This is a genomic window from Exiguobacterium sp. KJ 601 (genome assembly GCF_027161185.1).
GTDB classification, from domain to species: domain Bacteria; phylum Bacillota; class Bacilli; order Exiguobacteriales; family Exiguobacteriaceae; genus Exiguobacterium; species Exiguobacterium profundum.
This window is the reverse complement of record NZ_JADHZG010000002.1, coordinates 22,975-37,407: the sequence shown is the minus strand read 5'-3', so window position 1 is coordinate 37,407 and position 14,433 is coordinate 22,975. Positions and strand designations below refer to the sequence as shown.

The window sequence follows — 14,433 nt, the reverse complement described above, 5'->3', positions numbered from 1 at the left end:
TTCTTCGCTTTTGTTAAATTCATTTGCTTCACGTAAATAACAAAGAGAAGAGAGTTCGTTAATATCTGTACCTCAGAAATAACGTTTATTTGTGATACGGCTCATTCCGATTGATCCGATATGCCCGATATATCTGTTCACACAACACGAGCTTCATGAGTTGGTGGGGAAATGTCATCTTCGAGAACGAAATCGTATCATCCGCTCGTTTCATCACATCGTCCGACAGACCAAGCGATCCTCCGATGACGAAGGCGATTTTACTCTTTCCATACGTCGCGAGTTGATCGAGTTCACGGGCGAACTCTTCACTCGTCCGCTGCTTTCCTTGAATCGCCAAGGCGATGACGTGCGTATCTGGGGATATCTTCGCCAAAATCCGCTCGCCTTCCTTTTGTTTTACTAGTAACATATCTGCCTCACTCAAATGCTCGGGTGCTTTTTCGTCTGAGACCTCGATTTCCTGCACTTTAGCGTAGGCAGACAGCCGCTTTGTATACTCGGCAATTCCTTGTTTTAAATATTTTTCTTTCAGTTTGCCGACCGTGATAATTGAAATATTCATCCAATTCTTCCTTTTTCCACAGTTTTTTTGGAGTTATCCATAGGGTTATCCACAGAGTTATCCACAAATCCACATGTTGATAATTAGTTTTTGCTTGACACAATATATGTTGCATCGGCTTCACAGAACTCACATGTCACGTGTTCACTTGTGGATAATTCCTCTAGCAACGGGTATTCACCTGTTTCATCCACAATGATGTCTAAAGCGATTTCAACATGTTCCTTGCATACTTTTTTTTCCACAGTTTTTCCTCCTTAAAAAAGAAGCGTCGCCGCTTCTTTATGTTGCTTCAGTTAATGTCGCCTCGGTTTCGCTTGCTTCTCCGCGACGTAAATACTCAATGGAGATTGTATCACCGACCGTCGCGTCCCGATATAACGCATCGCGTAAATCGACGTATCGTTTGATCTCCCGGTCTCCGATTTTCGTGATGACATCTCCAACACGCAGTCCCGCTTCTTCAGCCGGACTACCCGGTGTCACTTCTTCGACGAAGACACCGTCTTCCTGGTCGAAGGAGATCCCATACTCTTCTCGGACGTTTCCGGGTACAGCGATGACTTCCTGAATCGTGACACCGAGCTGTGCCCGCGTCACCTTGCCGTCGCGTTCTAACATGTCAATGACCGGTAGCGCCACGTTGACGGGAATGGAGAATCCAACCCCTTCTACGCTCGCCTCGGCGATTTTCATCGAATTGATTCCGACGAGCTCTCCACGAATGTTGATGAGCGCACCTCCCGAATTCCCCGGGTTGATGGCCGCATCCGTCTGAATGACTTCCGCGTTATAATCCATCAAGCCGTCGCTGTTCGTATCGACCGGCACCGTCCGCTCGACACCACTGACGATACCACGCGTAACCGAGTTTGAGAAGACACCAAGCGGATTTCCGATGGCCATGACGGTCTCGCCAGCTTGGAGAACGGTGGAGTCACCGAGAACAATCGGCTCCACATCGATGTTTTTTGGTAACTCGACCTCAGCGACAGCCAAGTCGTTGAGCGGGTCTTCGCCTAAAATGGTTGCCGATGCGATTTGACCATCGGAAAAGGCGATGTTGACCTCGTCCGCTTCTTCGATGACATGGAAGTTCGTGACGATATAGGCCGTGTTTCCTTCTACTTTATAGATGACACCGGATCCGGCACCCGCCTCCCATTGCGAGTCCGAGGTGAACGCACGCTGGATATTGGTGATGCTGACGACGGACGTCTTCGCCCCAAGGACAGCGGTCGTGACGTCCGATTCGGTGACGGTGACGGCCTGTTCGGTCCGCGTCAGTTCATTCGTCACAAAACGAGAGGTCGGCGAATCCCAGAGCATCACGATGACAAAAAACAAAGCCGCTCCTAAGAATCCGCCAACCCCTCCGAGTAACAACGGTTTTATATTTGGTCTCGGCTTATGGCGTACGTGCTCCTCTTGCTTCGGTCGCCATTCGCTCCGAGACGGATACGTCGATTTCTCTTCTGTTGCTTCGTGTACTTCAGGTTCGACGTCTTGAGGTTCATACTCATGGTGTCTCTCTTCGTTCACGACGCGTCCCCCCTTCAAGACAGTGTGATAACTGTCTTTTCCCAAGTTTCCTTATAAAGAAACGAGTGAAGTGGGGATTGTCGGGTCCGTGTCGCACAATTTGATTCGACCTAAGTCGACGTCTCGCATACCGAGTGTTTGTGAGACGCTCATCTGTGCGAGCTCTTTCATGTTGTTGTCTTTACTTAAATGGGCCAAATAGATCCGTTTCGTGCGGTCACCGATGACCTCACTCATCGCGATGGCTGCATCCTCGTTCGAGACGTGGCCATAGTCGCCGAGGATTCGCCGTTTGACACTCCATGGATAACGCCCCATCTGCAACATCGAGACGTCATGGTTCGACTCAAAGATGAAGTCGTCCGCTCCACGGATGATCCCTTTCATCCGGTCCGAGACATAACCCGTGTCGGTGATATGGGCTAATCGTTTCCCGTCATGGGCAAACTGATAAAACATCGGGTCTGCCGCATCATGGCTCACGTTGAACGTCTCGATTTCGATATCCCCGAACTGTTTCACATCTCCGACTTCGATTTGAAACTTCAAGGCAGGATCAATCTTTCCAATCAGTGATTCCATCGCCGCCCATGTCTTCGCATTCGCATAAATCGGTAAATTATACTTACGTGCTAATATCCCGACACCTTTAATATGGTCGGAGTGCTCATGGGTGACGAGCAGTGCGTCGATTCCGTCAAATGACCGACCGATGGCTTCGATGCGCTGTTGCATCGCTTTTCCGGTCAATCCGGCATCGACGAGCAGCTTCGTCCGTTCCGTCTCGATATAGAGGGCGTTTCCGGTCGACCCGCTCGCTAACACACTATACTGTAAAGTCACGCAATCACTCCTTTCATTCTTTCGTTTCAAACTCCACGTGCTCGACTGTTCCATCGATTGCATTGACGAAGTAGACCTGATCATCAATTCCAATCGACCAAAGCGGTGGCATGATGATCAAACTGCCAGAGCTGTCGAGCGGTAAACTGTAAAATCCGGTATTGATGGCCCGCATCTCCTGGTTCGGTTGGAAGTACTTCCGAGACGCGAGTTGTGAGATGGCTTCACTGGCCGTCAACACGAGGTCATCTTGCGTTTTTGAGGAGAGGTCTTTTAAATGACGCTGTTTATAATCCGTCACTTCGAACGACTCGTTCAACTGAATGAGGATGAGGGAAGGACCGATGTACATTTCCGTGCCACCCTCGACTTCAGGTGCTGAAAAAATCTTGTTGTCCTCGAATGTTTGTACGAAAGCAACCTGTCTCGTTTTTTCATCGTAGCGCCAGTAGGCGTACTCGTTTCCAAACGGAACATATTCCGCCACAAACGTCGAAGCGGTCGTCCGCAAATCCTTCGCATCGAGCGGCACGGGTTGTTTCAACTCGACTTCGAGTTGCATGTTGTCGAGCGTCGTCGCGAGCTGCGCCTCCCGATTTTTCGTGATCATCGCAGCTGACATCTCTTCAGACGAACCCGTCAAATAGCCGATATCTCGACCCATCCGTGGCAATTTTGCCGGATCGACGTTCCGCTGGTCTAAAATCTGCGTGATCGAGGTGTTGTCATTCGTCACGACTTCGGTCGCCCATGTTTCCGTCAGCAATTGAAACAACAGATAGATGTTCAAGGCGAGGAAGGCGAAGATTAAAATCGATTTCGCTTTACTCCAATCCACGATACATCATCCTTTCTGTCCAATCGTCTCCTTGATTGTATGGGACCCAACGGCCCGCCTCACGCACGAACCAGTTCGGTGAAAACGTCACATAGCGGCTTGTGTCCTCGTTATATTCGATCTCATAACCGATTCGAATCTCGGTCACGTTCTCAAATCGTCCGGAGTTGATGAGCGTACCGAGCACTTCATCCGCATCAGCCAACTGTGTCGTGCCGACGGTGATCAGGCGATCGATTTCCAAGTGGTTACGTGTGATCGATCGGACCTGTGCCCCGTCGTTTTCCACACGTAATGTGGATAAATCGATGGCATCGTTGTTGATAAACGCCTCACGCTGACTGAAGACGGGATACCCTTTCACGTGAAAACGGAACACGGTCGTTTCAAATCCTTTATTGGCCGGTGTGATGGCATCGAATCGAAGAGACAGCCCTTGATTCTCAGACGCTTCATCGACCCATCCCCCGTGGAAGTTCACGAATTCCACAATGGAATCTAACCCGATTGCTGTATCACGCTCGGTGCTATTCCGAGACAGGTTTCGATAGCGACTCGCATTCAATTTCGCATCGTATTCTGCCACACTGACACCGTTCGTCAACGCCCCGACCGAGCTTGCCGGGTCGACTTCTTGAACGTTCGGGTCACCTGGGAAGAACGTATCTCGCATCCAGTCGAGACGAGTATCGATTTGAATCGACGACACGTCATACGCGAACAACTCATTCATCTCAGGTCCGACGACCGGGATATAATTCACGCGTTCATCCGTATACGTCACGCGCTTCATCGTTCGACTCGAGTTTTTTAAGAAAAGACTGTTCACATCGCCGTTTCCGACTTTCGTCAACTTCCCTTCCCAAATGGACTGGTCGCTCATGATGGCACGAATGTTGAACGCACTGTCATCCATATAGATGAGGATTCGCTGTGGAATCTTCCCAGACAGACTATACGTTCCCGGAAGCATATAGCTGAGCGTGTCCGCATAGTAGGCCTCCGGTAAGATCAACTCCAGTCCCTCGTTGATATCCGTATAGAAACTCGGGACGTTTTTCACAGCGAGCGGCTTGAACTCACTCGCTTCAAACGAATCCCGAATGACACGCATCAGTTGCTTCGGTGTATTCTTTGAAGCGAACACAGCATTGTTGTCATGCACGACCGCTTGAACGGGAATGATGACCTGGTCCGCTCGACGCTGCAATGACTCGTCCACCGTCGTGAGTTGCGTTTCAGATTGGACGGCCTGATACGTGGGATGGTAGTCCCACAAGATGATGGTTTGAACAATCGACGTGACGATTAACGTGAGCAAAATGAACGACTTCCACAGTTCCGGCTTTGCAATCGTAAACCGTTTCATCAATCATTCACCTCCACAATCGTATCGAACGGGATTGTGAAGTAAATTGTTGTACCTCTTCCAAATTCACTCTCTGCCCAGATGTCGCCACCGTGAGCAGATACAACTTCCTTGGCAATCGATAGACCGAGTCCTGTACCACCGATGTTTCGCGCCCGCGCCTTATCGACACGATAGAAACGTTCGAAAATTTTCTTTAAGTTCGACTTCGGAATCCCGACCCCTTCGTCTTTGATGCCGATGACAAGGCGTTTCGCCCGAAGCATCGTCCGGAACGTAATCGTCCCACCTTCTGGTGAGAACTTGATGGCGTTCGTGATGATGTTGTCGATGACTTGAGTCATCTTATCTTGATCGGCATGCACGTAGACGCGACGCTTCATCAGTTTGCGACGGAATTGAATCGCATCCCCTTTCGTCATCTCATGACGGTCGATGATATCGTTAAAGAACTGCACGAAGTCGAACTTCACCTTCTGCATCTTATATTCTTTACTGTCCATCTTCGAGAGCTGCAACAAGTCATTGACGAGGCGAATCATCCGCTCCGTCTCGTTTTGCGTCGTCTCTAAGAAACGTGGCGCCAATTCCTCATCCTGATAAGCACCTTCTGCAAGAACCTCCAAGTAACTACGCATCGTCGTGAGCGGTGTCCGCAATTCATGACTGACGTTCGCAACGAATTCACGGCGGTCCTGTTCGACCTGTTCTTGTTCCGTGACGTCATGCAAGACGACGATGAGACCTGTGATTGGTCCACTATGTTTTTGAATCGGTGAGAAATAGGCACGAACGAGGAACAATTCTTCGTCCGTACTGAGGTCAATCAGTTTTGTCGGCATCGTGCCGTCTTCCGGAATGATGATTTCCTCTTCGAATGCGAGGAGATTTTGTAGATTCGTCCCCATCGCCTCTTCTTCATCGACCCCAATCATGTCGCGCGCCTGGTCGTTCATCAAGATGACCCGTAGTGAGCGGTCGGTCGCGACCACACCGTCGGACATGTTCTCAAGGACACTCGTCAAGCGGCGTCGTTCGGCTTCCGTCGTCGCGTTCGCCTCCATCAACTCGTCCGTCAATTCATTGAATGCGTAAGCGAGTTGACCGACCTCGTCATCCGAATACACTTTAACTTTTCGTGAGAAGTTCCCTTTCCGCATCTCGACGGCCTGCCTCCGCATATCGGCAATCGGTCGCGTGATGGTGCGCGATAAGAGAATTCCGAGGAACGAGGTGATGATGAGTGCGATCAACGTCCCTGTTGCGAGGATACGTGTCACTTGTTCCATCTGGTTGTAGATGGACTTCATCGATGCCTCGATATAGATCATCCCGGTCGTCGTACCGTCCACTTCCGACTTGATCGGAACGGCAACGACGCGCATTCGGTCATTTGAATCTTCATAGACGAGCGTCTCTTGCGCCCCGCCTGTCGCGAATGACTTTTGAATGAACGTGCTCGCGGTCCGTTGTCCGACGAGACTTTGATTATTTTGGTTCGAGGTTGCCCGGACGACACTGTTCGTGTCGATGATTTGGACTTCTCGAATGTCGTCAGCTAGCGTCGTGCTCTCTGTAAATTCAGACAGCAGCTGATCCAGTAACTGGTTCAACTGCTGGTCCGTGGTCAAGTCACTCTCGTTCGCGGCAGTCCCCTCACTGATGTTATAGCTCAGTAGGTTCGCCCGGTCGACAAGTGACTGCGAGAAGTTGTTGATGTATTGCCGTTCCAAAGAACGCACAAAGTACACGCCGATGACTTGCATCGCAACGAGAATGAGCAGCGCATAGATGACGACGAGCTTCCACTGGATTGATTTAAAGAAGTTCGTCCGTTTCATCGTTTAATCTTCTTCTCCTGCCTTCAAATAATACCCGACGCCACGACGCGTAATGATATACGTCGGAGTCGATGGATTGTCCTCCACTTTTTCACGAAGACGACGTACTGTGACATCCACGGTACGCACATCACCGAAGTAATCATAGCCCCATACCGTTTGGAGCAAGTGCTCCCGCGTCATCACTTGCCCGATGTTTTGGGCGAGGTAATGAATCAATTCGAACTCACGATGTGTCAATTCGATCTTCTCATCCCGTTTCGTCACCATGTACGAATCCGGATGAATCGTCAAGTCGCCGATCACGATATCGTTCGCGTTGGCTCCTTTTGCTTCTGGCGCCGGTGCTGTCGCATGACGTCGCATGTTCGCTTTGACACGGGCTAACAATTCACGTGAGCTGAACGGCTTTGTGACGTAATCGTCTGCGCCGAGCTCTAGTCCGAGTACTTTGTCGATCTCGGAATCTTTTGCCGTCAACATGATGATCGGCATATCGTATTTCTTCCGCACCTCACGGCATACTTCCATGCCGTCCTTGAGCGGAAGCATGATGTCGAGCAAGATGAGATCCGGTTGAATCTCTTCTACTTTGACGAGTGCTTCTTCACCGTCATAGGCAACGTGCACCTGGTAACCTTCTTTTTCAAGTTTAAACTTCAATATATCTGCGATTGGTTGTTCGTCATCTACCACTAAAATCGTACGATCCATTCAGTGAGTCCTCCTCTTATCATTAAACGTACATGCCTACATTGTAACTCTTTTTAAACAGCTTAGAAAGCGTGGTCCATTTCCGTGGAAATAGAAAAAGAGAGCCCGGTGGCTCCCTTTCTTATGCTTCGTAAATATCACGCAAGATGACTGTCTGTTCACGAGCCGGTCCGACCGAGAACGTCAACAATTCGATTCCTGTCAATTCCTCGATGCGACGCACGTAACGCTGTGCGTTCTCCGGAAGGTCTTCAAAGCGACGAACCCCTGTGATATCCTCTGTCCAGCCAGGAAGCTCTTCGTATACCGGTACACACTTCTCAAGGACGCGGAAGTTCGGTGGATACTCGTCAAGATGCTTTCCTTCATACTCATACGATGTACAAATCTTGAGCGTCTCAAGACCTGTCAGCACATCGATTGAGTTGAGGCAAAGATCTGTGATCCCACTGACGCGGCGTGAGTGACGCACGACGACCGAGTCGAACCAGCCGACACGGCGTGGACGACCTGTTGTCGTTCCATATTCTTTCCCGACTTCACGGATTGTATGACCAATCTCATCGTCGAGCTCTGTCGGGAACGGACCGTCTCCAACGCGTGACGTATATGCTTTACAGACACCAACCACGTGATGAATCTTCGATGGCCCGATTCCGGCACCACTCGATACGCCGCCTGATGCAGCATTCGACGATGTGACAAACGGATACGTTCCATGGTCGATATCGAGAAGGACCCCTTGAGCCCCTTCAAAGAGAACTTTTTTCTCTTCGTCGAGCGCATCGTTCAACACGACCGATGTATCACACACGTATTTCGCGAACTGTTGACCATACGCGTAGTATTCTTCAAAGATGTCATCGAACTCGATTGGATCGACTTCATACATTTTCACGAACATGCGATTTTTTAGTTCAAGTACAGTCTTTAGCTTCTCCGCAAACACTTCTTTGTCGAGAAGGTCGGCGATGCGAATCCCGATACGTGCCGCCTTGTCCATATACGCTGGACCGATTCCTTTCAGTGTCGTACCGACTTTCGCGTCACCTTTCGCCTCTTCTTCGAGACGATCTTGAAGCTGGTGGTATGGCAAGATGATATGCGCCCGGTTCGAGATCCGGAGGTTATCCGTGCTCACACCCCGTTCATGTAAGTAAGCGAGTTCTGTCACGAGTGATTTCGGGTTGACGACCATCCCGTTCCCGATGACACACGTCTTATCCGAATAGAAAATCCCAGACGGAATGAGGTGAAGTTTATATTTCGTATCATTGAAGACGATCGTGTGACCAGCGTTGTCTCCCCCTTGATAACGCGCGACGACTTCGGCTTGTTTCGATAAGAAATCGGTGATCTTCCCTTTCCCTTCATCGCCCCACTGCGTTCCCACTACGACTACTGATGACATAATGAATCCTCCTTATTAATCAACGTTCTGTTCAAACCATCCGTAAGTGTACACTTGAAAAGCAAGAAAGTCAATTGAATACCGAACGTTTTATATAAGATGTAACTATTCGTTCGTCATTTTGATCTAATCCTATACAAAAAAAGACACCACCGACGTTACATCGGTGGTGCGAAGGCTTGCGTCTCCATATTGACGAACTTGTTGTACTCTTTCCTGAAGGAGAGCTTGACCGTGCCGGTCGGACCGTTACGTTGTTTCGCAATGATGATTTCAATCGTATTGGCGTCTTCACTCTCTTTATCGTAATAGTCATCACGATAGAGGAAGGCGACGATATCGGCATCCTGCTCGATTGCTCCCGATTCACGGATATCGGACATCATCGGTCGCTTGTCTTGACGACTCTCTACGCCACGTGAGAGCTGAGACAAGGCGATGACCGGTACTTGTAGTTCCCGTGCGATTGCTTTGAGCGTACGTGAGATTTCCGATACTTCTTGTTGGCGGTTCTCGCCCGGTTTCCCGTTCCCGACGATGAGCTGCAAGTAGTCAATCATGATCATCCCGAGACCATGTTCCTGCTTCAATCGGCGACATTTGGCTCGGATTTCGTTGACCCGAAGACCCGGTGTATCGTCGATGTAGATGCCTGCCTGTGAGAGCGACGACATCGCAAGGGAGAGACGACCCCAATCTTCCGCTTCAAGACGACCGGTCCGGAGGCGCTGGGCATCGATGTTCCCTTCCGCACATAACATACGCATGACGAGTTGCTCGGCACCCATCTCCAAACTGAAGATGGCGACGTTCTCACCCGTACGGACCGCGACGTTTTGCGAGATGTTCAAGGCGAACGCGGTCTTCCCGACAGATGGACGGGCGGCCACGATAATCAAATCGTTTCGTTGGAAACCGGCCGTCATCTTATCCAAATCCGTGAACCCGGTCGCAATCCCGGTGATTTCACCGCTCGACTGATGCAGCTTTTCAATCGTCGAGTACGCATCGGATAAGACAGAACCAATCGGGTGGAAGCTCGATTGTCCTTTTCGCTGCGATACTTTTAGAATATTTCGCTCGGCATCAGATAAAACAGAATCCACCTCATCTTGACGCTCATAACCATCCGAGACAATGTTGGTCGCAGTTCGAATCAGGCGACGGAGTGCCGCCTTTTGGTCGACGACGTTCAAGTAATAGCCGATGTTCCCGATGGCGGGAACGGATTCCGCGACCTCCGCCAAATAGTTGAGGCCTCCGATTTCGTCCAAAATCCCTTGCGCCTGTAACTCGGAACTGAGCGTGACCAAGTCGACGAGCTCGCCTCGGTCATTGATCTTTAGCATCGCTTCAAAGATGCGTTGGTGGCTGACACGATAAAAGTCGTCCGGGTCGACCCGCTCTGAGGCCGTAATCAACCGATCCGAATCGAGGATGATTGCCCCTAAGACGGCTTGCTCCGCTTCCACGCTATGCGGTGGTGTATTGACTTGAATCGCATCACTCATCCGTCTCTACCTCACCTTCAAGCTTCTTGTACATGTACATTCAACGTCGCGACGACGTCATGGTGCAACTTCACTGGCACTTTCGTGAAACCGAGCGCCTTGATCGGATGCTCGAGTTCAATTTTACGCTTATCGATTTTGTAACCCATCGATTTAAGGGCATCCGCGATTTGCTTGCTCGTGACCGAACCGAACACGCGACCGCCTTCACCGGCTTTTGTCGTGACGGCAATCGTCTCTTTTTCAAGCTTCTCTTTGAGTCGTTTCGCTTCGTTCAACTCTTCTTCTGCTGCTTCTTCGGCACGACGTTCTTTCGCCGCGAATGCTTTCAGGTTTCCTGGTGTCGCTTCCACTGCTAAGTTCTTCTTGAACAAGACGTTTTTAGCGTAAGCATCGGCCACGTTTTTCACTTCTCCAGCTTTCCCTTGTCCTTTTACATCTACTTTCAAAATGACTTTCATTCTAATTCCTCTCCTTCAGTTTCATCTGTTAAATAATGATCGATTGCCTCTTTCAACATGACGTTCGCTTGTTCGCGACTCACTTCAAGTTGCGTCGCTGCATTCGTCAAATGGCCACCGCCACCGAGCATTTCCATGATGACTTGGACATTGACGTCGCCGAGCGACCGCGCGCTGATTCCCGTACGTCCGTCCGGTAAGACGGCGATGACGAACGAGGCTTTGACGCCTTCCATATTCAGCAACTGGTCTGCAGACTGAGCAATCAACACTTGATGGTGTGCCTCGTCGTCAGAAGCGACCGCAATCGCCATCCCACCTGCATAAATTTCGGTGTTTCTCAAAATCTGAGACTGCTCGATATAAGCATCGAGGTCTTGTCTCATGAAGTGCTGTACGAGAACCGTGTCAGCACCTTGAATCCGTAAGAAGGATGCCGCATCAAACGTACGGGATCCCGTACGGAGCGTAAATCCTTTCGTATCGACCATGATCCCCGCGAGAAGTGACGTCGCCTCTAAAATCGAGAGCTTTCGGCTTCCCGCCTGATACTCAATCAATTCTGTGACGAGCTCACTCGTTGATGATGCGTAAGGCTCCATATACACGAGAACCGGATCTTCGATAAACTCTTCCCCGCGACGATGGTGGTCGATGACGACGACCTGCTCCGACCGATCCAAAATGTCTTTTGAAATGACGAGGGACGGACGGTGTGTATCGACGACGACGAGTAATGTCTGTTCATCGATGAGTGGCTGTGCCTCATACTCGGTCAGGAATTGGCTGTATAACGAGTCATCGTTCTCTACTTCATGGACGAGCCGCTGAATCCCGACACTCGTCTCACCGGATGGAATGACGACATACGCCTCGCGCCCGACAAACTCAGCCAATTTCATGACACCGATGGAAGCCCCGAGCGAGTCCATATCTGGATTCTTATGTCCCATCACAAGGACACGGCTCGATTCCCGAATGAGGTCACGCATCGAGTTCGAGATGACACGTGCCCGGACACGCGTTCGCTTCTCGGTCGGATTTGTCTTCCCGCCGAAGAAACGAACTTTCCCATTATGACGCTTAACGACTGCCTGGTCACCACCACGGCCAAGTCCTAAATCTAGACTCGACTGAGAGAGATTACCGAGCTCCGTCAATGTCGTTTCACCGCACCCAATCCCGATTGATAACGTCAACGGGATTCTTTGTTCCTTCGTCGCATCACGCACTTCATCCAAGATTGAAAAGCGGTTGTTTTCAAGTTCAGATAACGTCCGTTCATTCATGACGAGGAAAAAGCGGTCCGCAGCTGTACGACGCATGTAGATATGATGCCGCTGCGCCCATTGATTGAGGAGCACCGTCACCCGACGATTGACTTCACTACGGACCTGTTCATCCACCGCAGTCGACATCTCGTCATAGTTATCTAAATACAAAATACCGATAACCGTCTGCGTTTGAACATACTTTTGTTCCATCTCCGCTTCTTCGGTCATATCAAATAAATAGAGGGTTTGATGGATTTGATTGTAATAAACACGATAGACACGGTCACCCACTTCAATCGTGGCTTCATCCTCTTCTTCTTCAATCAATTCATCGAAGGCGGAATGGAGCGCATCAAGCGGTATTCCAATCGCCATATCGAGTTCGAAAATCAATCGTGATTGTTCGTTATACCAACTGATCCGTCGGTCCTGGTCAAAGACTAAAATCCCAATCGGCATCGTCGTCAATGCTTCTTTTCCGACCTCTTCGATTTGATGAGAGAGAGAGAGGACATACTGTTCCCAATTTTTACGCTCCCGTCGCATCGTCACTTGCTGATAGATGAAAAAAATCAGCGTGCCCATAAACAGGGTGATTGCCGCCACAATGTTGTAGAACGCCAATCCTAACGAGACAAGGAATCCAATCACGTATGGAATCATGTGCCGCGCGTATTGGTTCTTCACGGATGTTAATGCTTCACCACTGTGCATGTATGCCTCCTAAAATGAGTAATGTTCACCCATGGAATCGTAAAGGTTTCTGCTCTATCATACCATATTCGTCGGTTTCACTTACACACTTACAGACGAGATGAAATACAAAAAAACGACTTATCCAAGAGGATAAGCCGTTCGTCAAACAATTACTCTGCAACGTATGGAAGCAAAGCCATTTGACGTGAGCGCTTGATAGCGACAGTAAGTGGACGTTGGTATTTCGCTGAAGTACCAGTCACACGACGTGGAAGAATTTTACCACGCTCCGAAACGAAGCGTTTGAGCAATTCTACGTCTTTATAATCGATATGAGTGATGTTGTTCGACGTAAAGAAACATACTTTACGACGACGACGACCTCCTGGACGACGTGCCATGTGAAGACCTCCTTTATAGGTTAGTTTTTATTGTCCATGATGATTAGAATGGCAAATCATCATCTGACAAGTCGATTTTGCCGCCACCCGAGAACGGATCTGCGTCAAAACCTTTATTCGAATTCGAGGACTGAGATGAAGTCGAAGCGGCTCCTGCGCCCCATCCTGATCCACTTGATTCACCACCACCGAAGACATCTCCAGATGGTGCTTGCTCACGTTGCCCTGAGGCTCCGCGTGGTTCAAGGAAGCGTACGCTGTCTGCGACTACTTCTGCCCGGTAACGACGTTGGCCATCTTGTCCTTCGTAACTACTGATTTGAAGGCGACCGTCAACGCCGGCCATGCTGCCCTTTTTCAAGTATTGTGCTACGTTCTCTGCTTGTTTGCGCCAAACGACACAATCAATAAAGTCCGTCTCGCGCTTCCCATCTTGTCCAGCGAATGGACGATCGCAAGCGAGAGTAAGGCGTGTTACGGCGATTCCGCTCTGCGTATAACGCATTTCGGGATCGCGAGTCAATCGACCAACTAACACAACTCGGTTAATCATCTCCAAGCTCCCCTTTCACGATACGAAACGTTAAGGATTAACGCTCGTCTTTTGTTGTCATTTGACGGACAACGTCGTCAGAGATCTTCATGAGACGCTCTGTTTCTAAGATCGCTTTAGGTTCAGCAACGATGTTAAGAAGAACGTAGTGTCCTTCGCGCATCTTGTTGATTTCATAAGCGAAACGACGTTTACCCATGTCTGTTGTTTTTTCAACAGTACCACCGTTTTCAGTGATGACGTTGTTGAAGCGCTCGATTAAAGCTTTCTTCGCTTCCTCATCAACTGATGGACGGATAATGTAAAGAAGTTCGTATTTACGCATTATCTTTCACCTCCTCTTGGACTAACGGCCCCTACCGGTTGTAGGAGCAAGGAGCAAACAATTGTTTTACTCACGTCATAATATACTAT

The 14,433-nt window shown here is 49.6% G+C and carries 15 protein-coding genes; all 15 read right to left on the bottom strand.

Going from position 1 to position 14,433, the window contains the following annotated elements:
• Positions 1 to 85: 85 nt before the first annotated feature.
• The 15 genes from rlmH to rpsF all read right to left on the bottom strand — a co-directional run bounded on the left by rlmH (position 86) and on the right by rpsF (position 14,344).
• Positions 86 to 565 carry a 23S rRNA (pseudouridine(1915)-N(3))-methyltransferase RlmH gene (gene rlmH, locus IRJ25_RS10600; protein WP_074034007.1) on the bottom strand — a complete coding sequence of 160 codons (480 nt, stop codon included), beginning with the start codon at positions 563 to 565 and terminating at the stop codon, positions 86 to 88.
• Positions 566 to 648: 83 nt separating this feature from the next.
• Complete coding sequence (locus IRJ25_RS10595) at positions 649 to 810, bottom strand: CxxH/CxxC protein (protein ID WP_015880243.1); 162 nt, start codon at positions 808 to 810, stop codon at positions 649 to 651.
• A gap of 37 nt (positions 811 to 847) precedes the next feature.
• Positions 848 to 2,107 carry a S1C family serine protease gene (locus tag IRJ25_RS10590; protein WP_159563199.1) on the bottom strand — a complete coding sequence of 420 codons (1,260 nt, stop codon included), beginning with the start codon at positions 2,105 to 2,107 and terminating at the stop codon, positions 848 to 850.
• Positions 2,108 to 2,158: 51 nt separating this feature from the next.
• Positions 2,159 to 2,950: an MBL fold metallo-hydrolase gene (locus IRJ25_RS10585; RefSeq protein WP_015880241.1), complete on the bottom strand. Its 792-nt coding sequence runs from the start codon at positions 2,948 to 2,950 to the stop codon at positions 2,159 to 2,161.
• Between the two features lie 13 nt (positions 2,951 to 2,963).
• The gene (locus tag IRJ25_RS10580) at positions 2,964 to 3,788 is read right to left on the bottom strand and encodes a two-component system regulatory protein YycI (protein ID WP_159563198.1); all 825 of its coding nucleotides are present in this window, start codon (positions 3,786 to 3,788) and stop codon (positions 2,964 to 2,966) included.
• Positions 3,775 to 5,157, bottom strand: a complete 1,383-nt coding sequence (yycH, locus tag IRJ25_RS10575; protein ID WP_159563197.1) for a two-component system activity regulator YycH — start codon at positions 5,155 to 5,157, stop codon at positions 3,775 to 3,777. Before yycH ends, IRJ25_RS10580 begins: the two co-directional genes overlap by 14 nt.
• The gene (gene walK, locus IRJ25_RS10570; protein WP_074035234.1) at positions 5,157 to 6,998 is read right to left on the bottom strand and encodes a cell wall metabolism sensor histidine kinase WalK; all 1,842 of its coding nucleotides are present in this window, start codon (positions 6,996 to 6,998) and stop codon (positions 5,157 to 5,159) included. Before walK ends, yycH begins: the two co-directional genes overlap by 1 nt.
• 3 nt (positions 6,999 to 7,001) lie before the next feature.
• Entirely contained in the window at positions 7,002 to 7,712 is a 711-nt protein-coding gene (gene yycF / locus IRJ25_RS10565; RefSeq protein WP_015880237.1) for a response regulator YycF, read from the bottom strand.
• Positions 7,713 to 7,833: 121 nt separating this feature from the next.
• Entirely contained in the window at positions 7,834 to 9,123 is a 1,290-nt protein-coding gene (locus IRJ25_RS10560; RefSeq protein WP_078145962.1) for an adenylosuccinate synthase, read from the bottom strand.
• A 158-nt stretch (positions 9,124 to 9,281) separates the two neighbouring features.
• Positions 9,282 to 10,634: a replicative DNA helicase gene (gene dnaB, locus IRJ25_RS10555; protein ID WP_015880235.1), complete on the bottom strand. Its 1,353-nt coding sequence runs from the start codon at positions 10,632 to 10,634 to the stop codon at positions 9,282 to 9,284.
• A gap of 17 nt (positions 10,635 to 10,651) precedes the next feature.
• The gene (rplI, locus tag IRJ25_RS10550; protein ID WP_015880234.1) at positions 10,652 to 11,095 is read right to left on the bottom strand and encodes a 50S ribosomal protein L9; all 444 of its coding nucleotides are present in this window, start codon (positions 11,093 to 11,095) and stop codon (positions 10,652 to 10,654) included.
• Complete coding sequence (locus tag IRJ25_RS10545; RefSeq protein WP_269318254.1) at positions 11,092 to 13,083, bottom strand: DHH family phosphoesterase; 1,992 nt, start codon at positions 13,081 to 13,083, stop codon at positions 11,092 to 11,094. Before IRJ25_RS10545 ends, rplI begins: the two co-directional genes overlap by 4 nt.
• 152 nt (positions 13,084 to 13,235) lie before the next feature.
• Positions 13,236 to 13,466, bottom strand: a complete 231-nt coding sequence (gene rpsR, locus IRJ25_RS10540; RefSeq protein WP_015880232.1) for a 30S ribosomal protein S18 — start codon at positions 13,464 to 13,466, stop codon at positions 13,236 to 13,238.
• 43 nt (positions 13,467 to 13,509) lie between these two features.
• The gene (ssb, locus tag IRJ25_RS10535; RefSeq protein WP_015880231.1) at positions 13,510 to 14,019 is read right to left on the bottom strand and encodes a single-stranded DNA-binding protein; all 510 of its coding nucleotides are present in this window, start codon (positions 14,017 to 14,019) and stop codon (positions 13,510 to 13,512) included.
• A 37-nt stretch (positions 14,020 to 14,056) separates the two neighbouring features.
• Positions 14,057 to 14,344: a 30S ribosomal protein S6 gene (rpsF, locus tag IRJ25_RS10530; RefSeq protein WP_015880230.1), complete on the bottom strand. Its 288-nt coding sequence runs from the start codon at positions 14,342 to 14,344 to the stop codon at positions 14,057 to 14,059.
• Positions 14,345 to 14,433 lie beyond the last annotated feature (89 nt).